Annotated in this window: 13 protein-coding genes and 6 pseudogenes; 3 read left to right on the top strand and 16 right to left on the bottom strand. The window is 72.8% G+C overall.

The window, feature by feature from the left end; genetic code table 11:
* Positions 1-79: 79 nt before the first annotated feature.
* From asnB to KSP35_RS26140, 8 genes and pseudogenes are all read right to left on the bottom strand, one after another.
* Positions 80-1,630, bottom strand: a pseudogene (gene asnB, locus KSP35_RS18275) (asparagine synthase (glutamine-hydrolyzing)); the annotation flags it as partial.
* Complete coding sequence (locus tag KSP35_RS18270; protein ID WP_216997211.1) at positions 1,576-2,898, bottom strand: glycosyltransferase family 4 protein; 1,323 nt, start codon at positions 2,896-2,898, stop codon at positions 1,576-1,578. The gene KSP35_RS18270 and the pseudogene asnB, both read right to left, overlap by 55 nt.
* Positions 2,895-3,641, bottom strand: coding sequence for a sugar transferase (locus KSP35_RS18265; RefSeq protein WP_217002283.1), 747 nt, complete (start codon positions 3,639-3,641; stop codon positions 2,895-2,897). Before KSP35_RS18265 ends, KSP35_RS18270 begins: the two co-directional genes overlap by 4 nt.
* A complete protein-coding gene (locus KSP35_RS18260; RefSeq protein ID WP_216997210.1) occupies positions 3,638-4,543 on the bottom strand; it encodes a DegT/DnrJ/EryC1/StrS aminotransferase family protein in 906 nt (301 codons plus the stop codon). The genes KSP35_RS18265 and KSP35_RS18260 overlap by 4 nt, the downstream gene beginning before the upstream one ends.
* Before the next feature lie 70 nt (positions 4,544-4,613).
* Positions 4,614-4,706: pseudogene (locus KSP35_RS26145) on the bottom strand (DegT/DnrJ/EryC1/StrS family aminotransferase); the annotation flags it as partial.
* A 78-nt stretch (positions 4,707-4,784) separates the two neighbouring features.
* A pseudogene (locus KSP35_RS18250) lies at positions 4,785-5,759 on the bottom strand (DegT/DnrJ/EryC1/StrS family aminotransferase); the annotation flags it as partial.
* On the bottom strand, positions 5,720-5,908 hold the full coding sequence (locus KSP35_RS24750; RefSeq protein ID WP_254126843.1) for a hypothetical protein: 189 nt from the start codon (positions 5,906-5,908) through the stop codon (positions 5,720-5,722). The pseudogene KSP35_RS18250 and the gene KSP35_RS24750, both read right to left, overlap by 40 nt.
* Position 5,909: 1 nt before the next feature.
* Positions 5,910-7,557, bottom strand: a pseudogene (locus KSP35_RS26140) (Gfo/Idh/MocA family oxidoreductase).
* Positions 7,558-8,229: 672 nt separating this feature from the next.
* Between KSP35_RS26140 and KSP35_RS18235 the strand changes: the two are divergent.
* Entirely contained in the window at positions 8,230-8,994 is a 765-nt protein-coding gene (locus KSP35_RS18235; RefSeq protein ID WP_216997209.1) for a glycosyltransferase family 4 protein, read from the top strand.
* Positions 8,991-10,133 (top strand): glycosyltransferase family 4 protein, encoded by a 1,143-nt coding sequence (locus KSP35_RS18230; protein WP_216997208.1) that lies wholly within the window; start codon positions 8,991-8,993, stop codon positions 10,131-10,133. Before KSP35_RS18235 ends, KSP35_RS18230 begins: the two co-directional genes overlap by 4 nt.
* Before the next feature lie 93 nt (positions 10,134-10,226).
* Here the strand turns inward: KSP35_RS18230 and rpsJ are convergent, their stop codons facing one another.
* The 5 genes and pseudogenes from rpsJ to rpsL all read right to left on the bottom strand — a co-directional run bounded on the left by rpsJ (position 10,227) and on the right by rpsL (position 14,858).
* Entirely contained in the window at positions 10,227-10,547 is a 321-nt protein-coding gene (gene rpsJ, locus KSP35_RS18225) for a 30S ribosomal protein S10 (RefSeq protein WP_216997207.1), read from the bottom strand.
* On the bottom strand, positions 10,547-11,734 hold the full coding sequence (gene tuf / locus KSP35_RS18220; RefSeq protein WP_216997206.1) for an elongation factor Tu: 1,188 nt from the start codon (positions 11,732-11,734) through the stop codon (positions 10,547-10,549). Before tuf ends, rpsJ begins: the two co-directional genes overlap by 1 nt.
* A gap of 73 nt (positions 11,735-11,807) precedes the next feature.
* Positions 11,808-13,845: pseudogene (fusA, locus tag KSP35_RS18215) on the bottom strand (elongation factor G).
* A gap of 166 nt (positions 13,846-14,011) precedes the next feature.
* Complete coding sequence (gene rpsG, locus KSP35_RS18210; protein ID WP_216997205.1) at positions 14,012-14,485, bottom strand: 30S ribosomal protein S7; 474 nt, start codon at positions 14,483-14,485, stop codon at positions 14,012-14,014.
* 1 nt (position 14,486) lies between these two features.
* Positions 14,487-14,858, bottom strand: a complete 372-nt coding sequence (gene rpsL / locus KSP35_RS18205) for a 30S ribosomal protein S12 (protein WP_216997204.1) — start codon at positions 14,856-14,858, stop codon at positions 14,487-14,489.
* Positions 14,859-15,934: 1,076 nt separating this feature from the next.
* Here rpsL and KSP35_RS18200 point away from each other — a divergent pair.
* On the top strand, positions 15,935-16,501 hold the full coding sequence (locus KSP35_RS18200; RefSeq protein WP_216997203.1) for a CDP-glycerol glycerophosphotransferase family protein: 567 nt from the start codon (positions 15,935-15,937) through the stop codon (positions 16,499-16,501).
* Positions 16,502-16,509: 8 nt separating this feature from the next.
* On the opposite strand, the gene KSP35_RS18195 is transcribed toward KSP35_RS18200, so the two are convergent.
* From KSP35_RS18195 to KSP35_RS18185, 3 genes and pseudogenes are all read right to left on the bottom strand, one after another.
* Positions 16,510-17,574 carry a polysaccharide pyruvyl transferase family protein gene (locus KSP35_RS18195; protein ID WP_254126841.1) on the bottom strand — a complete coding sequence of 355 codons (1,065 nt, stop codon included), beginning with the start codon at positions 17,572-17,574 and terminating at the stop codon, positions 16,510-16,512.
* 299 nt (positions 17,575-17,873) lie between these two features.
* Positions 17,874-18,998 (bottom strand): annotated as a pseudogene (locus tag KSP35_RS24735) (glycosyltransferase family 4 protein); the annotation flags it as partial.
* Between the two features lie 134 nt (positions 18,999-19,132).
* A complete protein-coding gene (locus tag KSP35_RS18185; protein ID WP_216997201.1) occupies positions 19,133-23,050 on the bottom strand; it encodes a DNA-directed RNA polymerase subunit beta' in 3,918 nt (1,305 codons plus the stop codon).
* Positions 23,051-23,075: the final 25 nt, after the last annotated feature.

Raw genomic sequence — 23,075 nt, 5'->3', positions numbered from 1 at the left:
GTGAAGCCCTTCTTGGCCAGCGGGATCCGATCGGGGGGGGCACGTGGCGGGCCAGCGCCCGACGCAGGACCACCTTGCCGGTGGCGCCCTGCAGCGCGGCGGTCGGGTCGACCCTCGCCGCCAGGTCGGCCACCTCCAGGTCGAGCAGCGGCACCCGCACCTCGAGGCCGTGGAACATGCTGGCCCGGTCGACCTTCTGCAGGACCATGGGCAGGTGGCACCCGAGCTCGTTGCGCCGGACCCACTGCAGCAGCTCGTCGTCGCTCGGCAGGCCCGCCAGGTCGAAGCGGTCGAAGCCCGGCGGGAGGCCGGCGAGCTGGGGCGCGAACTGCTCCAGGTCGGCGTCGCGGACCCCCGAGTGGGCATCGAGGTACCAGTCGCCGAGCGTGGGGAAGAGGATGCCGCGGGCGGGTCGGCGATGGGTGGGGAGCGGCTTCGACGCCGCGTAGGCGCCGTACCTCGCCGCGGTGGGAAGCCCGAACCACCGGCGCGCCCGCCGCACCTTGGCGAAGCGCGGGTACCCCCAGAAGAGCTCGTCGCCGCCGTCGCCCGAGAGCACGACCTTCACGTGCTCGGCGGCGAGCTGGGAGACGAGCAGCGTGGGGAACGACGAGTAGTCCCCGAACGGCTCGGGGTAGGCGTGGGCGACGTCGTCGAGCAGGCCGAGCGCGTCCTCGCCGCGGATGGTCCGCAGCTCCTGCTCCACGCCGAGCACCTCGGCGTAGGCCCGCGCCGCCGCCGACTCGTCCATGGCGGGGTCGTCCGTGCCGATCGAGAACGCCTGGACCGGATCGGCCGTGGCCCGGACCATGGCCGAGGCCACGAGCGGCGAGTCGATCCCCCCGGACAGGAACACCCCGACGGGCACGTCGCTGACGAGCTGGCGAGCGACCGCGGCGTCCACCGCCTCGGCCACCGCCTCGTCGGCCGCTCGGCCCCGCAGGCGCTCGGCCGGCGGGGGCGCCTCGGCGAGGCTGCGGAAGCAGCCGGTCTGCGGCGCCCGACCGGGCAGCACCTCGAGCCAGTGGCCGGCCTCGACCTGGCCGGTGCCACGGATGAGGCCGTACGGCGGGGGCACGAAGCCGAGCCGCAGGTAGAGGCCGAGCACGTCGTCGTCGACCCGGCTGCGCTCGCAGCGCCGGTGGCGGACCACCTGGTCGTACTGCGACCCGAACACGAACGCCTCGGGTGACCACCACCACGAGAGCGGCTTGATGCCGACCGGGTCCCGCGCCAGCAGCAAGGCGCGCTCCGCAGGCCGGTACCAGGCGAGGGCGAACATGCCGTTGAACCGGGCGAGGGCGTCGCGTCCCCAGGTGGCCAGGGCCAGCAGCACCACCTCGGTGTCGGACCTCGAGCGGAACCGGCACCCCTCCGCCTCCAGCTCGCGCCGCAGCTCCCGGTGGTTGTAGATCTCGCCGTTGAACACCAGGACGTGGGAGCCGTCCGGCGTCGCCATGGGCTGGTGGCCCGCTTCGGTCAGGTCGATCACCGACAGGCGTCGGAACCCGAGCGCGCACGAGCCGTCGTCCCACTGCCCCCGGTCGTCCGGCCCGCGCCTCGCCATCAGCGCGGTCAGGGCCGCGACCTCGCCACGGTCGACGTCGTCGATCCCGTCTCGGACCAGCATCCCGGTGATCCCGCACACGTCAGCCTCGCCTCCCGGCCCGGCCGGCGGCCCGGCGCGGGACGGTCTCGGCGAGGAAGGCCTCCCAGCCGTCGACGATGGCCGCCCACGACAGCTCGGCCTCGGCGCGCCCGGCCGGCCCGGCCGAACCCACGGGCCCGGTCGGGGTCCCGCAGGAGGTCAACCACCGCAGCGGCCAGGGCGGCTGCGTCACCCACCGGAACGAGCAGGCCGTCGATCCCGTCGCGCACGATCGTCCGCACGGCGTGGACGTCGGCGGCGACGACCGGGCGCCGGGCCGCCCACGCCTCCACCATCACCATGCCGAAGGACTCCTCCCGGGAGGGGAACGCGACGACGTCGCAGGCGGCGTACCACGTGGCCTTGTCGACCTCGTCGAACGCCCCGCGCACCACCAGGCGATCATCCGCGAGCGCTCGCTGTCGCTGCGCGGCCCCGTCCCACCCGGCGGAGGCCCCGGCCACCACCACCGTGGTGCCGGGCACCGCAGCCCAGATCGCGGGCGCGGCGTCGAGCAGGGTGTCGATCCCCTTGTGCGGGGCCAGCCGGCCCAGGTAGCCCACCGTGGGGCCCTCGGGCAGCCCGAGCCGGGCCCGGGCGGTCGCCTGCTCGATCGGCGGGAACGCGGCCGGGTCGGTGCCGGGCGGGAGCAGCGCCACGGCGCCCGGGTCGACGCCGAGGCCCACCTGCACGCGGCGCTCGTCCGACGTCGACGCCGTCACGCCCTCGCAGCGCACCAGCGCCCGGCCGATCCAGGGGTGGAAGCCCTCGAGGCGGAGGTGCAGCAACGGCATCGCCACGCTGGCGGCCCGGCCGGATCCCCGGAGGTACGGCGGGGCGACCATGGTCAGGAACGGGGAGGAGCAGCCCACGACGACGTCGCTCCGGCGGTGGGCGGCGCGCACGGCCAGCGCCATCCGGGCGCTGAGCGGGCCGCACTCGAGCGGGGTGGCCACCGGCGTCCCGAGGTGGACGGGCGGCCGGACGCGGCGCCGCACGCGGCGGGCGTCCCGGTGGAGCCGGGCGAGCCGGTGGGCGACGGGGTACCGCTCGACGGCCACCCCGCCCAGGACCTCCCGCCGGGGCCCGACTCGGCCGGGATCGGAGCCCGACGGCGGCCGCTCGGCATCGGTGGTGATGACGTCGACCTGGTGGCCCCGGCCGGCCAGGCCCTCGGCGACCTGGCGCACGTGCTCCTGCGCGCCCCCCACCGAGGGCGCGTAGTTCGCGGCCACGAAGGTGACCTTCACGCCGCACTCGTCCGGGTCGCGCCGTCGCCGACGGGCACGGCGACGGCAGCCGGCACGTCCCGGCGGATGCGGGCCTCTATGCGGGTGCGGTGGCGGCCGAGGACGAACCGCTCGGCCAGGGACCACAGCACGACGGCGTCGAGCACCGGCGTCGCCGACTCGACGTACCAGCGGTCGACGGCCAGCTTCACCGGCAGGACCGTCTCCCGGTACTGCTCCTCCTGGCCGGCCTGGGACAGGAGCTCGGCCTCCCACCGGTCGACCAGCAGCTGGGTGGGCCCGGCGATGCCCGGCCGCACCGCCAGCACGGCCCGCCATGCGGGATCGCCGCCGTCGACCATGCTCGGCGTCTCCGGCCTCGGTCCCAGCAGCGCCATGTCGCCTCGCACCACGTTGAGCAGCTGCGGCAGCTCGTCCAACCGCCAGCGCCGCAGCACGGCGCCGAACGGGGTGACCCGCGCGTCGACCCCTGCGGTGATCACCGCACCGGACGCCGCGCCCCCGGGGCGCTCGGCTCGCATGGTCCGCAGCTTCCACATGCCGAAGGTCCGGCCGCCACGACCGATGCGGTCGAGGGCCAGCGCGGCAGGCGGGCCGTCCTCCCGGCGCACCCGGCGGGCGAGGACGAGCGCCACCGGCGCGACGACCGGGGCGAGGACCAGCGCGGCCAGCCGGTCGATGAGGGCGCCCCGCAGCACCAGCCAGGACGACGGCCCGTGCGCCGTGCCGGGCGCGCCGGTCACGCCAGCGCCTGCGCCAGCACCGCGACGACGCGGTCGACGTCGCCATCGGTGAGCCCGGCGTGCAGCGGCAGGCTCAGCGCCCGCTCGCGCAGCCGGTCCGCCACCGGCACGCCCCCCGGACCGGTCGGCGCGTGCTGGGCGTACCAGGAGAAGGTGTGCAGCGGCCGGAAGTGGACGCTCGACCCGATGCGCGCCTCGGAGAGGGCGGCGATGGCGGGACCGCGCGCCACGCCCTCGGGGAGCAGCACCACGAGGAGGTGGTCGGCGGAGCGCTCGTCGAGCTCGCGCGGCACCACCCGCAGGCCCGGCAGCGTCGCCAGCTGGTCGCGGTACCGGCGCACCAGCTGGCGCCGCCGGGCCTGGAGGGCGTCGAAGCGGGCGAGCTGGCTCCGGCCGAGCGCCGCGAGGATGTCGGGCAGGTTCGCCTTGAGGCCGGGCTCCTGGAGGTCGTAGGACGGGTCGGCGCCGATCCGGTAGCGCTTCCAGGCGTCGTTGGAGAGCCCGTGGAGGCGGTGGCTCCGGGCGAACTGCGCCAGCTCGGGGTCGTGGGTGGCCAGGGCGCCGCCCTCGCCCGACGTGAGGTTCTTCGAGGCGTAGAAGGAGAAGCACGCCCCGACGGTGCCCAGGCCGGAGATGGGGCCGCGGTGGTCGGTGGCGCCGAGGGCGTGGGCGGCGTCCTCGACCACGAAGGCGCCGGCCGCTGCAGCCAGGTCCAGCACCTCGGGCGCCACCGGCACGCCGCCGAAGTGCACGAGCACCACCCCGTCGAGCCCCTCGCCGAGGGCGGCCTCCAGCGCCGCGGGCGACAGGTTCAGGGTGTCCTCGTCGACGTCGAGCAGGACCGGCACGCCACCGGCGCGCACCACCGACGACGCAGAGGCGGCGAAGGTCCACGTGGGCACGCCCACGCGCGCCGGGGCGGAGGTGCTGGGCGTCGAGCGCGATCTCGAGGGCGGCGGTGCACGAGGACACGGCCAGGACGTGCGGTGCACCGGTGTACGCCGCCAGCTCCGCCTCGAACTGCTCGCACTCGCTGCCGGTGCTCAACCAGCCCGAGCGCAGCACGCGTGACCGCCTCGATGTCGGCCTCCTCGATCGACGGCGGGGCGAAGGCGATGGGCGCCGCCTCGGCCGGCAGGGCGCTCACCGCTCCGCCCCGGGACGGGCGACCACGCGCAGGGCGTCGATCACCAGGTCCTGGTCGGCCGGCTCGAGGTAGGGGTGCATCGGCAGGCTCAGCACCTCGTCGGCCGCGAGGTCCGTGGCGGCCATGCCGCCGGCGCCCACCGGGTGCGGCGCGTAGGCCGTCTGCCGGTGGAGCGGGAGGGGGTAGTACGCCGCAGTGGGGATGCCCCGGTCCGAGAGGGCGGCGACCACGTCGGCGCGGTTGCCCACCCGGATCGTGTACTGGGCCCACGCCGACCGGACCCCCTCGGGCACCACCGGGGTGGCCACCAGGTCCGAGAGGGCCTCGCCGTAGCGGGCGGCCACCGCGGCCCGCCGATCGAGCTCGTCGGCGAAGATCGCCAGCTTGGGCAGGAGGACGGCGGCCTGGATGGTGTCGAGGCGGCCGTTGATGCCGAGGCGGACGTTGTCGTACTTGTCCGAGCCCGATCCGTGCACCCGCACCGACCGCAGCACGGCCGCGTCGGCCGGGTCGAGCGCCACCACCGCGCCGCCGTCGCCGTAGCAGCCCAGCGGCTTGGCGGGGAAGAACGAGGTCGTGGTCAGCGGGGCGAAGCGGCCCACCCGGCGGTCGCCGACGGCCCCGCCGAAGCCTTGGGCCGCATCGGCGATCACCCACAGGCCGTGGGCCTCGGCCACGGCATCGATGCCCGCGTAGTCGGCCGGGAGGCCGAAGAGGTCGACGGGGATGACCCCGGCCGGCCGCAGGCCGTCGGGCAGGCCGTCGATCGCCGCGGCGAGCGAGCCCGGATCGACGTTGTAGGTCGCAGGGTCGATGTCGACGAACACCGGGGTGGCGCCGAGGAGGGCGACCGCCTCGGCCGTGGCGGCGAAGGTGAAGGCCGGCACGAACACGGCGTCACCCGGCCCGGCGCCGCGCACGAGCAGCGCCATCACCAGGGCGTCGGTCCCGCTGGCGCACGAGACCACCTCGCCGTCGCCGACGAAGGCGGCGAGGGCGGCCTCGGCTCCGCGACCTCGGGGCCCATGATGTAGCGGCCGTGGTCCAGCACGCGGGCGATGCCGGCGTCGACCTCGGCTCGGATGCGCGCCTGCTGGGCGGCGAGATCGATGAACTGCACGTCAGCCTCCTGTCGATCCGACTTCGCGCAGGCCGCCGTCGGCCACCTCGTAGCGGCGGCCGCTGCGTGGGCACACCAGGTCGTCGCCGAGCCGCTCGCCGTCGTGGCTCATCCACCCGATCTGGCGAGCGGGCGTGCCCACCACCAGGGCGTGGGCCGGCACCGGCCGGTTCACGACCGCCCCGGCGCCGATGAAGGCGTATGCGCCGATCTCGTTCCCGCACACGATGGTGGCGTTGGCGCCGATCGTGGCGCCCTCGCGCACCAGGGTGGCGCGGAACTCGTCCTTGCGCGACACCTCGGCCCGAGGGTTGTAGACGTTGGTGAACACCGACGACGGGCCGCAGAACACCCCGTCCTCCAGCGTCACCCCGGCGTACACGCTCACGTTGTTCTGGATCCGACAGCGGTCACCGACCGACACGTCGGGCCCCACCACCACGTTCTGGCCGAGGGTGCAGTCGGCGCCGATCGTGGTCCCGCCGAGCAGGTGGGAGAAGTGCCACACTCTGGTGCCCGGCCCCACCTGCACGTCGCCGTCGACCACCGCGGTCTCGTGCACGGTGGCGGTGGGGTCGACCTGGCGGGACGGAGGAGCCACGTCCGTCGAGGCTAGGGCCGCATCGTCGGCGGGCGGCCCGCCGGCCCCGACGAGGGCGTTCTCGTCGTCGGCGAGCGCCGACTGGGCCCGCGCCAGCACGGTCAGGACCCGCAGGCCCTCGACGCCGTCGGTCCGCGGCGGGACGCCCGTGGCGACGGCGGTGAGGAAGTGCTCGCACTCGACGCGCAGGGGCTCGGTGGCCTCCAGCGGGATGGCCGACGGCTCGGCCCGGGCTGGCGTCGGCACGCCGCCGACCCAGTCGACCCCGTGCTCGAAGACCACCAGCTTCTGGTCCCAGCCCAGCGTGTCGTCGAACACGGCCATCGCCTCGCTGCCGACCACCACCAGCCGCTGCTCCTTGAAGGGGTGCAGCCAGGACACGAAGACGTGCGCGCGGCCCGCTGGGGAACGCAAGGTGGGTGGTGGTCACGTCGGCCACGCCGCGGTTGAGGAAGCTGGCTCCCGTGGCGGTCACCTCGTCGGGCTCCTCGCCGACGAGGGCGAGCAGCATGGAGAGGTCGTGGGGGGCGAAGCTCCAGAGCGAGTTCTCCTCTTGGCGGATGCGCCCGAGGTTCAGGCGGTTGGAGTAGAGGTAGCGGAGCTCGCCCAGCGCCCCCCGCTCCACGAGCTCCTTGAGCTTCAGGAACGCCGGGTGGTACTGCAGCAGGTGCCCCACCATCAGGGTGCGCCCGGCGGCGGCGGCCGCAGCCACGACCGCCTCGGCGTCGGGCACCGTGAGCGCCAGCGGCTTCTCCACGAAGACGTGCTTGCCGGCCTCGAGCGCCTCGATGGCCAGCCGGGCGTGGTCCACCGCGGGCGCGGCGATGACCAGGGCGTCGACCTCGGGGTCGGCCACCACCTCGGCGAAGGTGCGGGCTGCGACCCCGTAGGCCTCGGCCTGGGCTGCGGCGACCGCCGGGACGGGGTCGACGACGGCGACCAGCGAGCCGAGGCCGGCGTGGGTGCGCACCAGGTTGCGGCCCCACGCGCCGCAGCCCACGACGGCCACCCGGACCCCGTGCTCGTTCCGCGTGCTGGTCGCGTCCATGTCGTGCCCTCCCCCGGGCGGACAACCTACTCAGCCGCTCCGGGACCCGAGAACCTAGCTCCGACCCCGTGAGGCCCCGTAGCGCCCGCCGTCCTCCGCAACTTGTGGGCTGACGCTGCCGTTTTCGGCGGTGTGGGCCCACAAGTTCGGGTGGTGTTGCGGGACGGGCCTCGACCGTCCCGCCTCCTCCGCAACTTGTGGGCTGACGCTGCCGTTTTCGGCGGTGTGGGCCCACAAGTTCGGGGTGGTGTTGCGGGACGGGCCTCGACCGGCGTGGCGACCTGGAAGGATGCGCGACGTGCCACCTGCACCCCGGGTCCTGCTCGTGGGCCACGACGCCAGCCGCACCGGCGCGCCGGCCGCTGCGCTGGAGCTGGCCCGTTGGCTGGCGAGGTCGGGCGCGGCGGACCTGTCGGTGGTGCTGCGGCGGGGCGGGCCCCTGCTCGGTGCGTACGAGGCGCTCGCCCCGACGGTGGTCGCCGACGGGCGCGCCGCTCGGGCCCTCGACCTCGCCGACCACGCCCTGGCGGCTCAGCACCTGCCCCACCGGGCCCTGTGGTGGCTGGCCGAGCGGGCGGCGCTCGGCCGCCGCCGCACGGAACCCACGCTCGTGATCGCCAACACGCTCGCCGCCCTCGCGCCGGCCGCCGCTCTCGCCCCACCAGGCGCGCGTTGGTCTGCTGGGTCCACGAGCTCGACGGCGTGGCCGATCGGGTGCTGCCGGCGCAGCGGGCCTCGCTGCTCGCCCGGGTGGACCACTTCGTCGCCGCGGGCGACTGGACGGCTCGCATGCTGGCCGATCGCTTCGGGATCGCCCGCCCGCTCGTCACGGCCGTCGATGAGCCCATCGCCGAGGTCCCGCCCCGACCCGTCGCTGCGAGCGACGCCCCGGCGCCCGTCGACGTGCTCGGCGTCGGCTCGCTGGCGGCGCGCAAGGGCGCCGACGCGTTCGTCGCCGTCGTCGCCCTCCTCGCCGCCACCCGCCCCCACCTGCGGGCTGCCTGGATCGGCGCCGGCGATCCGGCGCAACGGGCGCTCGTCACCGCCGACATCGCCGCCGCCGGCCTCGGCGGCCGGCTCCATCTCGTCGGCGACCGCGCCGACCTGGAGCCGTGGTGGCCCCACCAGGGCCTGCTGCTCCACACCGCGCGGGAGGACCCGTTCCCGCTGGTGGCGGCCGAGGCGGGCGCCCGTGGCGTGCCGGTGGTGACGTGGGCGACCGGCGGCGCTGCCGACCTCCTCGCCCGCAGCGGCTCGGCCCACCTGGTCGCACCGGCAGGGGACGTGATCGGCCTGGCCCAGCGGGCCGGTGCCCTGCTCGACGACCCTGCGGCTCGCGCCCGGGCCGGGGCCGCCCTGCGCACGGAGGCGGCCCACCTCACCACCGACCACCAGGCCCCGGTCGTGTGGGCGGCGTGCGTGGGCGGGCCACCGTGACCCGCCCGACGGCCTGGGTGCTCCTCCACGACCTGGAGCGCACCGGCGTGCCCATCGCGCTGGCCCGGCTCGCCCGCTGGCAGGCCACGGCTGACGCCGGGTCCCCCGCGCTCGACCTCCACGTGGTGGCCGGGCGGGACGGACCGGTGCGCATCGACCTCGAGCGGTCCGGCGCGGCGGTCGTGGCCCTGGGGCCCCGCGTCGGGCGAACGCTCGCCGGGACCGTCGCCGCCGGCCTCGCCCAATCGGGCCGGGCGCCGAGCGCCGCTGCGGTCCGGGGGATCGAGTGGCGACGGCGGCTGCGCCCCCTCCCATCGCCCGACGTCGTCCTGGTGCAGGGCGCCGGCGCCTGGGCGCTCTGGCAGGCGGTGCGCCCGGCGCTGCCCGCCGGGTGCCGCACGGTCGTCCACCTCCACGAGCTGGCCGTCGCCCTCTCCCGCTCCCTGCCGACCGACGCCCTCGCGCCCCTGCTCCACGCCGCCGACCGGGTGCTGGCCGTCTGCGCGCCCGTGGCCGACCTGGCCCGCGCCGCGGGCGCCGAGCGGGTGGAGCTGGTGCCCGGCACCGCCGAGGAGCCGGTCCCGGGCCCCACGCCTGCGCCGGGGTCGCGCCCCGGCTCCCTGGCCGGACCGGTGCTGCTCGGCATGGGCGCGCCGAGCTGGCGCAAGGGCACCGACCGCTTCGTGGCCGTGGCCCACGAGCTCCGTCGCCGGCACCCGGAGGTGGCGAGCCGGTGGATCGGCGGCGCGCCATCCGGGTCCGAGGCGTGGGCTGTCGGGGCCGACCTCGCCACGGCCTGGGACCCGCCCACCGACGCACCGTGGGACGACGTCGGCCCGCCCGCCGTCCTGGCCATCACCAGTCGCGAGGACCCGCTGCCCCTGGTGGCGCTGGAGGCCGGCCTGCGAGGCATCGCGGTGGTGGCGACGCCCACCGGCGGCCTGCCCGCCCTGCTGGCTGACGGTCGCGGCCTGGTGGTCGACGGCTGGGACCTCCCGGCCTTCGCCGCCGCGGTCGGCCGCTGCTTCGAGGACCCCGGTGCCACCGAGGCTCGGACCGCCGCCCTCCGCCGCCACGTGGCCGCGCACCACGCGGCTGCGGTGGTCGGGCCCCGGTGGCTCGCCGCGCTGCTGGGCTGAGCCACCCGGCGGGCGGGGGCCCGGGCGCGCACGAGCGCCCCCGGAGGGGCGCTCGTGGCAGTGCTGGGCAGGTCGGTGGGCCGGAGCCCGGGCTCAGCCCTGCTGGATCTTGATCTCGATGTCGACGCCGGCCGGCAGGTCGAGGCGCTGGAGCGAGTCCACCGTCTTGGCCGTGGGCTCGACGATGTCGAGGAGCCGCTTGTGGACCCGCATCTCGAAGTGCTCGCGGGAGTCCTTGTACTTGTGCGGCGACCGGATCACCGTGTAGCGGTGCTTGTCGGTGGGCAGCGGGATCGGGCCACGGACCGTGGCCCCGGTGCGGACGACGGTCTCCACGATCTTCTTCGTGGACTGGTCGATGACCTCGTGGTCGTACGCCTTGAGCCGGATCCGGATCTTGCTGTTGTCCGCCATTACTTGAGGATCTTGGTGACGCGGCCGGCGCCGACGGTGCGGCCACCCTCACGGATGGCGAAGCGCAGACCCTCGTCCATGGCGATCGGGTTGATCAGCTCCACCGTCATCTGCGTGTTGTCACCCGGCATGCACATCTCCGTGCCCTCCGGAAGCGACACCGTGCCGGTCACATCCGTGGTCCGGAAGAAGAACTGCGGCCGGTAGTTCCCGAAGAACGGCTTGTGACGGCCACCCTCCTCCTTGGTCAACACGTACACCTCACCCTCGAAGTTCGTGTGCGGCGTGATGCTGCCCGGCTTGCACAGCACCTGACCCCGCTCCACCTCCTCCTTCTTCGTGCCCCGCAGCAACGCACCGATGTTGTCCCCGGCCTGGCCCTCATCGAGCAGCTTCCGGAACATCTCCACACCCGTGCACGTCGTCTTCTGCGTGGCCTTGATCCCCACGATCTCGACCTCGTCACCGGTGTGGACCACACCCTGCTCGACCTTGCCGGTCACCACCGTCCCACGACCCGTGATCGAGAACACGTCCTCGATCGGCATCAAGAACGGCTTGTCCACGTCACGCACCGGCTCCGGCACGAACGCATCCACCTCCGACATCAGCTCCAGCACCTGCGCCGCCGCAGCCGCATCACCCTCCAGCGCCTTCAACGCCGAAACCCGGACCACCGGCGTGTCATCACCCGGGAACTCGTACTCGGTCAGCAGCTCGCGGACCTCCATCTCGACCAGCTCGAGCAGCTCGTCATCATCGACCATGTCGACCTTGTTCAACGCCACCACGATCGACGGCACACCCACCTGACGAGCCAACAACACGTGCTCACGCGTCTGGGGCATCGGACCATCGGTGGCCGCCACCACCAAGATCGCCCCATCCACCTGCGCCGCACCCGTGATCATGTTCTTGATGTAATCCGCGTGACCCGGCATGTCGACGTGCGCGTAGTGACGGTTCGCCGTCTCGTACTCCACGTGCGAGATGTTGATCGTGATCCCACGCTGACGCTCCTCAGGAGCCTTGTCGATCATGTCGAACGGCGTGAACGCCGTCGTCGGATCCGCATCGTGCAACGTCTTCGTGATCGCCGCCGTCAGCGTCGTCTTGCCATGGTCGATGTGACCCATCGTGCCGATGTTCAGGTGCGGCTTGTTGCGCTCGAACTTTTCTTTGCCCATGGCGGGTGCCTGGAACCTTTCTTGCCTGTGTTGACGTGTGACGTACGGAGGATGGAGGAGAAGAGGAGGAGAGCTACTCGCCGCGCACGCGGGCGACGATCTCTTCCTGGATGTTGCCCGGCATCTGCTGGTAGCTGTCGAACTGCATGGTGTAGTTCGCTCGCCCCTGCGTGCGGGAGCGGAGGTCGGTCGAGTAGCCGAACATCTCCGAGAGGGGGGACGTCGGCACGGACGACCTGGGCGTTGCCCCGCTGCTCCATGCCGCCGACCTTGCCGCGGCGGGAGGAGAGGTCGCCCATGACGTCGCCCATGTACTCGTCGGGCGTGACGACCTCGACGGCCATGATCGGCTCGAGGAGGACGGGCTTGGCCATGCGAGCGGCTTCCTTGAACGCCATGGTGCCGGCGATCTTGAACGCCATCTCGGAGGAGTCGACGTCGTGGAAGGAGCCGTCGAGGAGGACGGCCTTCACGTCGACGAGGGGGAAGCCGGCCAGCACGCCCGAGTCGAGCGCAGCCTGCATGCCCTGGTCGACCGGGCCGATGTACTCCTTGGGGATGCGCCCGCCGGTGATCTTGTCCTCGAAGGAGTAGCCCTCGCCCGGCTGGGCCGGGTGCAGGGCGATCGTGACGTCGGCGAACTGGCCGGAGCCACCCGTCTGCTTCTTGTGGGTGTACCGGTGCTTCTCGACGTCCCGCGTGATGGTCTCGCGGTAGGCCACCTGGGGCTTGCCGACGGTGGCCTCCACGCTGAACTCGCGCTGCATGCGGTCGACCAGCACCTCGAGGTGGAGCTCGCCCATGCCGGAGATGAGGGTCTGGCCGGTCTCCTCGTCGGTCTTGACGACGAAGGTCGGGTCCTCTTCGGCCAGGGAGTAGAGGGCCTTGCCCATCTTGTCCTGGTCGGCCTTGGTCTTGGGCTCCACGGCCACCTGGATCACCGGCTCCGGGAACTCCAGGTTCTCCAGGATGATGGCGTGCTTCTCGTCGGAGATGGTGTCGCCGGTGCGGGTGTTCTTGAGGCCGATGCCGACGGCGATGTCGCCCGCCGCGACGAAGTCCAGGTCCTCCCGGTTGTTGGCGTGCATCAGGAGGATGCGCCCGACGCGCTCCTTCTGGCCGGTGCGGCTGTTGAGCACGCTGTCGCCCTTGTTGAGGGTGCCGGAGTAGACCCGGAAGTAGGTGAGCTTGCCGTGCGGGTCGGCCACGATCTTGAACGCCAGGGCCGAGAACGGCGCCTTGGGGTCCGGGTCGCGGGTCTCGTCGGCGCCGCCCTTGAGGGCGGTGCCCTTGGTGGGCGGGAGGTCGAGCGGCGACGGCATGTAGTCGACGATGGCGTCGAGCAGCGGCTGGACGCCCTTGTTCTTGAACGCCGAGCCGGTGAGCACCGGGACGATCTCGTTGGCGAGGGTGGCGCGCCGGATGGCCTTCTTGAGGTCGGCCTCGGTGATCTCCTCGTCGCCCAGGAACTTCTCCAGGACGTCGTCGTCGTGCGACGACACCACGTCGAGCAGCAGCTGGCGGTACTCGTCGGCCTTGTCCTGCAGGTCGGCGGGGATGTCGGTGACGTCGAACTTGGCGCCCAGCTCCTCGCCGTTCCAAACGATGGCCTTCATCTTCAGCAGGTCGACCACGCCGGAGAAGTCGCCCTCGTAGCCGATCGGGATCTGCAGCACGGCGACGTTGGCGCCGAGGCGCTCCTTGATCGACTCGACGGCGTCGTAGAAGTTGGCGCCGAGGCGGTCCAGCTTGTTGACGAAGCACATGCGCGGCACGCCGTACTTGTCGGCCTGGCGCCAGACCGTCTCGGTCTGGGGCTCGACGCCGGCGACGCCGTCGAACACGGCGACGGCACCGTCGAGCACGCGCAGCGAGCGCTCGACCTCGACCGTGAAGTCGACGTGGCCGGGGGTGTCGATGATGTTGATCCGGTGGTCGTTCCAGAAGGTGGTGGTGGCGGCGGAGGTGATCGTGATGCCACGCTCCTGCTCCTGGACCATGTGGTCCATGACTGCGCCGCCCTCGTGGACCTCACCGATCTTGTAGGTCTTGCCGGTGTAGTAGAGGATGCGCTCGGTGGTGGTGGTCTTGCCCGCGTCGATGTGGGCCATGATCCCGATGTTGCGGTACCGCTTCGAGGGGGGATGGGTTTCGCCATCTGCTTCGTCTCTGTTCGCGTCGTGTGTGGATACATGCCACGACCGGGCACCGCTCGGAAGCGGACCCGGTCGTGGGGTGGGAGCCCCAGGGGTTCCCGGATTCAGATGTTGGTGCCGGCTACCAGCGGTAGTGGGCGAAGGCCTTGTTGGACTCGGCCATCTTGTGGAGGTCCTCCCGCCGCTTGGCGGAAGCGCCGATGCCGTTGCTGGCATCGAGGATCTCGTTGGCCAGGCGCTCGGCCATGGTCTTCTCACGGCGCTGGCGGGAGTACCCCACGAGCCACCGGATGGCCAGTGTATTGGCTCGGCGGGGCTTCACCTCGACCGGGACCTGGTAGGTGGCGCCACCGACGCGGCGGCTGCGCACCTCGAGCTGGGGCTTGACGTTCTCGACGGCCCGCTTCAGCGTGGCGACCGGATCGTCCGAGCCGGTCTTGGCGGCGACGATGTCGAGGGCGCCGTAGACGATGCGCTCGGCCGTGGAGCGCTTGCCGCGCTGCAGGACCTTGTTGACGACCTGGGTGACCACGACCGACCGGTAGATCGGGTCGGGCATGAGCTCACGGCGGGGTGCGGGACCCTTGCGGGGCATGTCAGCCTTCCTTCTTCGCGCCGTAACGGCTGCGTGCCTGCTTGCGGTCCTTCACGCCCGAGGTGTCGAGCGTGCCGCGGATGATCTTGTAGCGCACGCCGGGGAGGTCCTTCACACGACCGCCGCGCACCATCACGATGGAGTGCTCCTGCAGGTTGTGGCCCTCGCCGGGGATGTAGGCCGTGACCTCGACGCCGCTCGAGAGGCGCACGCGGGCGACCTTCCGGAGGGCGGAGTTCGGCTTCTTGGGGGTGTTGGTGTACACCCGGGTGCACACCCCACGACGCTGGGGCGCGCCCTTCAGTGCCGGCGTCTTGCCCTTGGTGGGCTTGTCCTGGCGGCCCTTGCGGACCAGCTGCTGGATGGTGGGCACGAACGAACCTCTCGACTGCTTCGATGATGTGGCGGCAACGCGGAGATCCGTCGTTGAGCCGAAGGGACATGCTAGGAGGCCGCCCGCCCGCCGAGCAAACGGGGCCCACCGGACCGACCGCTACCATCGTCGTCGCCCCGACCAGCCCCGGAGCGGCCACCTCGGCCGCCCGGGCGGCAGCGGGCACGGGGCCGGGAGGGTGCCGCCATGACCCAGGATTACGCCGGCAGCGCCCGCCCCCGGGTGCTGATCCCGATCACCATCAGCTTCGCGGTCCGCTACGTGGTCCGCACCGGCCTGGCCGAGCGCCTCCGCGGGTCCTGCACCCCGGTGCTGGGGTTGTCCTGGGACGCCCCCGACCTGGTCGCGGAGCTGGCCGGCGTCGGCTTCGAGGTGGTCCGCCTGCCCGACGCCGAGGTCTCCTCCAGCGTCCACGCCGCGGTCACGGGGCTCGAAGCCGCCTTCACCCGACGGCTCCGGAGCCCTTCCACCCGCATCGACCGCACCCGGCGCCACGTCGACCGGCCGGCCACCATCCGCTTCCGCCGCTGGGCCCGCTGGCAGCAGGCCCGGGCCCGCGCCGCCCGCCCCGGCGCCGACGCCGCGGCGCAGGCCGCGCTTCGAGGCCGCCCTGCCCGGCGGCACCAACCTGGCCGAGCACGAGGCGTTCCTGCGCGACCTGGGCATCGATGCCGTGTTCAGCGTGACGCCGTTCGCCATCCAGGAGTTGGTGCTGCTCCACGCCGCGCACCGCCTCGGCCTGCCGGCCATCACCAGCATCCTGTCGTTCGACAACATCACCACCCGGCCGCCGCTGCCCATCGTCTTCGACCGCTACCTCGTGTGGAACCGCTTCAACCGCGACGAGGTCCGACGCGGCTACCCCACCGTCGCCCCCGAGGCCATCGCCATCGTCGGGCCCGGCCAGTTCGACTTCTACGCCGACCCGAGCCTGGTGGAACCGGACGCCACCTGGCGCCAGCGCCTCGGCCTCGCCCCGGGCCAGCCGACGGTCCTCTACGGCGCCGGGCCGCCCAGCGTGTCCCCCCCACGAGGACCAGTACGTCGACGACCTGGTGGCCGCCATCGACCGCGGCGACCTCCCGGCCGACCTGCGGATCGTGCTGCGGCGCCACCCCACCGACAACCCCGGGCGGTGGGACCGGTTCGAGGGCGTCGCCGCGGTGGCCTTCGACGACCCGGGGGCGGTGGGCGCCCAGGCCGTGCGGCCCGGGCAGGTCGACCTCGGCCGCGACCAGATCGTCGGCCTCTGCTCGAGCCTGGCCCACACCGACGTCCACGTGAGCGTGTCGTCCACCATGACGCTCGACGGTGCCTTCTTCGACAAGCCCCAGCTGGGCCCGGCGTACGACCGGCGGGGCCAGGCCCGCCACCGGCGGCGGGCGCGGGACCTCTACGCACGCGAGCACTTCCTCCCCATCGTGGCCTCCGGCGGCCTGGAGCTCTCGGCGTCTCCCGAGGAGCTGGTCGGCCAGGTCCGCTCGGGGCTGGCCCGACCCGAGCGGCTGCAGGCCGAGCGCCGGACCATGCTCGAAGCCCTGTGCACCGCCACCGACGGTCGGGCCATCGAGCGGGTGGCCGACGAGGTCGGGCGGTTCGTGCAGGAGCACGCCACCGCCTGAGCCGCCGCTCAGGCGTGGTCGGCGAAGTAGGCCGCGGCGGCACCCGCCTGGCGCCGGGCGGCGGCCTCCAGCTCGGGCCCGACCTCCGGTGCCCGTCCCCACCACGTTCGCAGGGCATCGGCGAGCTCGTCGGCCAGCAGCGGGGAGCGGGCGTCCAGCACCACCCCGGCCGAGGGACCGAACTCCTCGAGGGCGCCGTGCAGCTTCTGGCGGTAGTAGTCGGAGCCGGCGAGGCCGATGACGGGGATGCCGAGGCCGAGGGCGAAGACCGCAGCGTGGTAGGTGCCGGTCACCACCAGCCGGCACCGGTCGATGGCCGCCAGCGCGGCGGGCACGTCGAGCTCGCTGGTGGAGCGCTCGGGCTCCCCTGCGGGACGCACCCGTTCGAGCAGGGCGCGATCGGAGACGGAGGCCGACTCCATCATGGTGAGCAGCTCCAACGGCGTCCCCGGGAGGGCCGCTCCGATTGCGCCGGCCACCAGCTCGGGGAGCCTCTCCGGCGCCGCCGAGGCCCGGTTGGCACGGAGGCTGACGCCCAGGCCCCGCCGCGCCGAAGCGGAGCGTGGCGCGTCGATCGCCACCTGCAGGGCGTCGTCGCCGGTCACCGCCCACCGGTCCGCAGCGACGCCCAGCGCGGCCAAGGTCGGCACCGACCCCCAGCGCTCGCGGACGCCGAGGCCCGACAGGTGGTCGAGGGCCGCCTTGGCGGTGGCGGCCACGGCCGGGTCCGCGATCGGGCCGATGCCCTGGCCCACCGCGACCACCGGGGTGCCGCCGGCGGCGGCCAGCTGCACCAGGTGGGCGATCCGCTCCACGCCGGCGCGAGCCGTCGTGCACGGCACCCTGGCCGGCGAGCACCACCAGGTCCGCCGCTGCGACGCGTGGGATCCAGGCGGCGCCCTCGGGGTTGGCCTGCCGAGCCAGGCGGGCGAGGTGGAACCAGGCCCGGGGCCAGCGGAAGGGCAGGGAGCCGGTGAGCGTCCCGGCCGGGAAGCGCCGCTGCCAGCGCAGCACCGCCTTGCTCCAGGACCGCCAGGCGTCGTCCGAGACGGCTCGGGCCCCGGCCAGGCCATGGGCGTCCAGCCCGGCCTGGGAGGCAGCCACCACCTCGACCTCGGCGCCGGGGTGGCGCTGGCGAGCCCGAGCCACCGCCACCTGGACCATGGCGATGTCGCCGACGTTGTCGAAGCCGTAGCTCCCGGCGGTGACCAGGACCCGCCGCACCGGCGCGACCGGCGGCGCGGGCTCGACGCCCGCGGGTCCGGCGCGACCGGGCCGGCGGGTCGAGCACGCGGTCGTAGGCGGCCTGCACCGCCTGGGCGTGGGCCTCGGTGCCGAAGCGCGCTTCCGCGGCGAGGCGCGCCCGACGGCCCATGGCGGCCGCTTCGGCCGGGTCAGCCAGCAGCTGCTCGATGGCGCGAGCCAGTTCCGCTTCGTCGCCGGGCGCCACCAGCAGGCCCGTCTGACCGTCGTCCACCACCTCGGGCACCCCGCCGGCATCGGCCGCCACGAGCGGCCGGCCGGCGGCCATGGCCTCCACCACCACCCGTCCGAACGGCTCGGGCTGGGTGGACGCGTGCACCACGACGTCAGCCGCCGCCAAGACCTCGGCGACGTCCCGGCGGGCACCGGTCAGGTGGACCCGGTGGGTGATCCCCAGCTCCCCCGCCAGCTGCTCCAGCTCCTCCTGGTACCCCTTCCCGAGCGCGTCGGTGGGGGCGCCGACCAGCACGACCTGGAGGTCCGGGACCGAGCCCGCCAAGCGGCCGGCGGCCCCGAGCAGCACGTGCTGGCCCTTCCACGGCGTGATCCGCCCGACCAGCACCACGACGGGGGCGCCGGCCGGCAGCCCGAGCTCCGCGACGAGCCCGGCCGGGCCCACCTCGGCGGGGGCCGGCCCGAGCTCGAAGGGGTTGTCGAGCACCTCCGTGCGCTCCGGGGCGATGCCCAGGTCTCCGTAGGCGTCGCGGGCGGCGTCGGAGATGAAGAAGGCGTGGTCGACCTTGCGGGCCAGCTGGCGATCGACCCACCAGCTCACGTCGCGGATCGGCGTGTAGATCCAGCGCACGTGGACCACGAGCGGCACCCGCAGGGCCGCCGCCACGGCGACCGCGTCGCGGTTGACCCGCAGGTCGTTGTTGGCGTGCACGAGGTCGATCGGCCTCGAGCGGGCCAGCGCCAGGAGGCGGCGGGTGGTCGGCAGGTCGCGGTTCAGCAGGCGGCGCACCTCTCGCCGCAGCGACGTCGACCGGCCCGAGGTCGGGTCCCGCCGGCCCAGCGCCGGGGTCAGCCGCTCGGGCGCCGCAAGACCGTCGCTCAGGCAGACCACCTCGATCCCGGCCGCCTCGAACTCGGCGACGAACGGGTTGGTCGTCCGGAAGGCCACCAGGGGCCGGTAGCGCGCAGGGTCGAGCGACCGGACGAGCTCGAAGAGGCTGAGCACCGAGCCGCCATCGGCGTAGTGCTGCACGAACAAGACGGTCCGCGGCTCGGTCATGGCGAGGGCACCGTAGCCCGCCCGGCGACGACGTCGATGGCCGGCGGGCGCGAGGGCCCGGGCGCGCCGGAGGGCGCCCCGTGGGGCGCCCTCCGGACGGTGCTGCGGCTCCCCGGCGGACCCGGGGAGGGTGATCAGTCGGCCGGGGTGGCCGTGGGCAGGTCGACGACGTCGCCGCCGCTGCCCGACCCCACGCTGGCCAGCCACTCGGCATCGTCGAGCTGCTCGCCGTCGGAGGAGTAGAAGGCCATCGGCTGGTAGTCCGGGGCGTTGGTCTCGATGTCCCGGTAGTCGTGCATGCCGGTGCCGGCCGGGATGAGCTTGCCGATGATGATGTTCTCCTTGAGCCCGACGAGGGAGTCGGACCGGGAGTCGATCGCCGCTTCGGTGAGCACCCGGGTGGTCTCCTGGAAGGAGGCCGCGGACAGCCACGAGTCGGTGGCCAGCGAGGCCTTGGTGATGCCCATGAGCTCCACCCGACCCTCGGCCGGGCGCTTGCCCTCCTCGACCAACAGCTTGTTGGTGTCGGCGAAGGCCTTCTGGTCGACCCGCTCCCCCGGGAGGAAGTCGGAGTCGTTGGCCTCGAGCACGGTGACCCGGCGGGTCATCTGGCGCACGATGAGCTCGATGTGCTTGTTGTGGATCGACACACCCTGCTCGCGGTACACCTTCTGGACCTGCTCCACCAGGTAGGTCTGGGTCTCGCGGACGCCACGGATCTCGAGGAGCTCCTTGGGGTCACGGGGACCTTCGACCAGGGCGTCGCCGGCTTCCACCTCGCCACCGTCCTCGACCTCGAGGCGGGCCATGGCGGGCACCGTGTAGGTGTCCTCGGTGCCGTCGTCGCCGACGATGGTGATGACGCGGCCCTTGCCCTCGTCCTCGCCGATCCGGACCACACCGGTGGTGCGGGCCAGGGTGGCCTTGCCCTTGGGCGAGCGAGCTTCGAAGAGCTCGACCACGCGGGGGAGGCCGCCGGCGATGTCGGAGCCGGCGATGCCGCCGGTGTGGAAGGTCCGCATGGTCAGCTGCGTGCCGGGCTCGCCGATCGACTGGGCGGCGATCACGCCGACCGCCTCGCCGACCTCGATGGCCTTGCCGGTGGCCAGCGACATGCCGTAGCTGGCACCGGAGATGCCGGCCACGGAGTCGTCGGTCAGCGGCGAGAGCACCCGCACGCGGGTGACCTCGGGGTCGTCACGGAGCTTCTCCATGATGTCCTGGTCGACGACGGTGCCCCGGGGGAACACGGTGCCGTCGCTGCAGGTCACGTCGTTGGCGATGGTCCGGCTGTAGAGCGTGGTCTCGATGTAGGTCCGCTTGGCGGCGGTGTCGGGGCCCACGTCCTCGATCCAGATGCCGCGGATGGGCGAGCCCGTGGCGGCGGCCTTCTCGAAGGGGTCTTCGCTGTTGATGATCAGCTCCTGGGCCACGTCGACGAGGCGACGGGTCAGGTAGCCGGAGTCGGCGGTCCGCAGGGCGGTGTCGACCAGGCCCTTCCGAGCGCCAGGCGTGGCGATGAAGTACTCCAGCATCTCCAACCCCTCACGGAAGTTGGACTTGATGGGGCGGGGGATCATGTCGCCACGGGGGTTGGCCACGAGGCCACGCATCCCGGCGATCTGACGCACCTGCATCATGTTCCCTCGGGCGCCGGAGCCCACCATCATCTCGATGGGGTTGAACTGCTCGGCCTTGAGGCTCTTCTCCATGGCCGTCCGCACCATGTCGGTGGCGTCGGTCCAGATCTCCACCTCCTTCTGGCGCCGCTCGCCGTCGGTGATGATGCCCCGACGGAACTGGTCCTCGACCTTCTGGGCCTGGAGCTCGTGGTCCTCCATGATCCCGGCCTTCTCGACCGGCGTCTTCACGTCGTCGATCGAGATGGTGATGCCGGACTGCGACGCGTAGCGGAAGCAGAGGTTCTTGATGGCGTCGAGGCTGGTCGACACGATCTGCTTCGCCTCGTCGTTGGCCAGGCGGTCGGTGATGGCGCCCATCAGCTTCTTGTCGATGCGCTCGTTGATGAACTCGAAGGAGTCCGGCAGCGTGCGGTTGAAGAAGATGCGCCCGGCGGTGGTCTCGATGGTCTTGTCCCGACCGTCGCGGCCGTCGCCACGGAACTGGATCTTGGCGTGCAGCGCCAGGTCCTTGTTCTCGTACGCCCGCTCCACCTCGAAGAGGTGGCGGAAGACGCGGCCCTCGCCCTTGGCACCGGGCACGAGCTCGGTGAGGTAGAAGGCGCCGATGATCATGTCCTGGGTGGGCGTGACCAGCGGGCGACCGTGGGCGGGCGACAGCACGTTGTTGGCCGAGAGCATCAGCACGCGGGCCTCGGCCTGCGCCTCCGACGACAGCGGCAGGTGGACGGCCATCTGGTCGCCGTCGAAGTCGGCGTTGAAGGCGGTGCACACCAGCGGGTGGATCTGGATGGCCTTGCCCTCGACCAGCACGGGCTCGAAGGCCTGGATGCCGAGGCGGTGCAGCGTGGGGGCCCGGTTCAGCATGACCGGGTGCTCCTTGATGGCCTCCTCGAGCACGTCCCAGACCTGCGGGCGACGACGCTCGACCATGCGCTTGGCCGACTTGATGTTCTGGGCCAGCTCGGCGTCGACCAGCTTCTTCATGACGAAGGGCTTGAAGAGCTCCAGCGCCATCAGCTTGGGCAGGCCGCACTGGTGCAGCTTGAGCGTGGGGCCGACGACGATGACCGAACGGCCGGAGTAGTCGGCGCGCTTGCCGAGCAGGTTCTGGCGGAACCGGCCCTGCTTGCCCTTGAGCATGTCGGACAGCGACTTGAGCGGGCGGTTGCCCGGCCCGGTCACCGGACGGCCACGGCGGCCGTTGTCGAACAGGGCGTCGACGGCCTCCTGGAGCATGCGCTTCTCGTTGTTCACGATGATCTCGGGGGCCCCGAGGTCGAGCAGGCGCTTCAGGCGGTTGTTCCGGTTGATGACCCGGCGGTACAGGTCGTTGAGGTCCGAGGTGGCGAAGCGGCCACCGTCGAGCTGGACCATCGGGCGCAGCTCCGGCGGGATCACCGGGACGACGTCGAGGATCATGGCCCGGGGGTCGTTGATCCGCTTGCCGTTCTCGTCGCGCTGGTTGAACGAGGCGACGATCTTCAGGCGCTTGATGGCCTTCTGCTTGCGCTGGGCCGACAGGGGGCGCTGGCCCTCCTGCGGGTCGATCGCGGCGCGGAGCTTGACCTCTTCGACGTCGAGGTCGAGCTCGTTGATGAGCGACTTGATGGCATCCGCGCCCATGCCGCCCTCGAAGTACTCGCCGTAGCGGTCCTCGAGCTCGCGCCAGAGCATCTCGTCCTCGATGATCTGGCGGGAGAACATGCCCTTGAACTCGTCGAAGGCCCGGGTGAGCACGTCGAGCTCCAGCTCGTAGCGCTCGCGGATGGCCGCCAGGTCCTTGTCGGCCTGCTTCTGGCGGGCCTTCAGCTCGGAGTCCTTGGCGCCGTCGGCCTCGAGCTGGGTGATCTCGGCTTCGAGCTCCTCCATGCGCCGGGCCAGCTCGAGCTCGCGGTCCTTCTCGATGACCTCGCGCTCGGCGAGCACCTCGGCCTCGAGGTTCGGCAGGTCCTGGTCGCGCTTCTCCTCGTCGACGGACACGACGAGGTTGGCGGCGAAGTAGATGACCTTCTCCAGCTGCTTGGCCTTCAGCTCCTCACGGGGCTCGGTGCCCATGAGCAGGTAGGCCAGCCACGAACGGGTGCCGCGGAGGTACCAGATGTGGACGGTGGGGGCCGCCAGCTCGATGTGGCCCATGCGCTCGCGCCGGACCTTGGAGCGGGTGACCTCCACGCCGCAGCGCTCGCAGATGATGCCCTTGAAGCGCACCCGCTTGTACTTGCCGCAGTAGCACTCCCAGTCCTTGGTCGGACCGAAGATCTTCTCGCAGAAGAGCCCGTCCTTCTCCGGCTTGAGCGTGCGGTAGTTGATGGTCTCCGGCTTCTTGACCTCGCCGTTGGACCACATGCGGATGGAGTCCGCGGTGGCCAGGCCGATCCGGAGCTGGTCGAAGTTGTTGACGTCGAGCATGTGCTACTTCCTCTTCTTCTTCGAC

This window comes from Aquihabitans sp. G128 (genome assembly GCF_019048865.1).
Lineage (GTDB): Bacteria > Actinomycetota > Acidimicrobiia > Acidimicrobiales > Iamiaceae > Aquihabitans.
The sequence above is the reverse complement of the archived record's forward strand: the minus strand, read 5'-3'. Positions and strand labels throughout refer to the sequence as shown.

Excerpts from the sequence above, each read along its gene's own strand:
- KSP35_RS18185 (WP_216997201.1), bottom strand. The coding sequence starts at position 23,050 with ATGCTCGACGTCAACAACTTCGACCAGCTCCGGATCGGCCTGGCCACC.
- rpsJ (WP_216997207.1), bottom strand. The coding sequence starts at position 10,547 with ATGGCGGACAACAGCAAGATCCGGATCCGGCTCAAGGCGTACGACCAC.
- KSP35_RS18195 (WP_254126841.1), bottom strand. The coding sequence starts at position 17,574 with ATGGCCTGGCCGGGGCCCGAGCCGTCTCGGACGACGCCTGGCGGTCCT.
- tuf (WP_216997206.1), bottom strand. The coding sequence starts at position 11,734 with ATGGGCAAAGAAAAGTTCGAGCGCAACAAGCCGCACCTGAACATCGGC.
- rpsG (WP_216997205.1), bottom strand. The coding sequence starts at position 14,485 with ATGCCCCGCAAGGGTCCCGCACCCCGCCGTGAGCTCATGCCCGACCCG.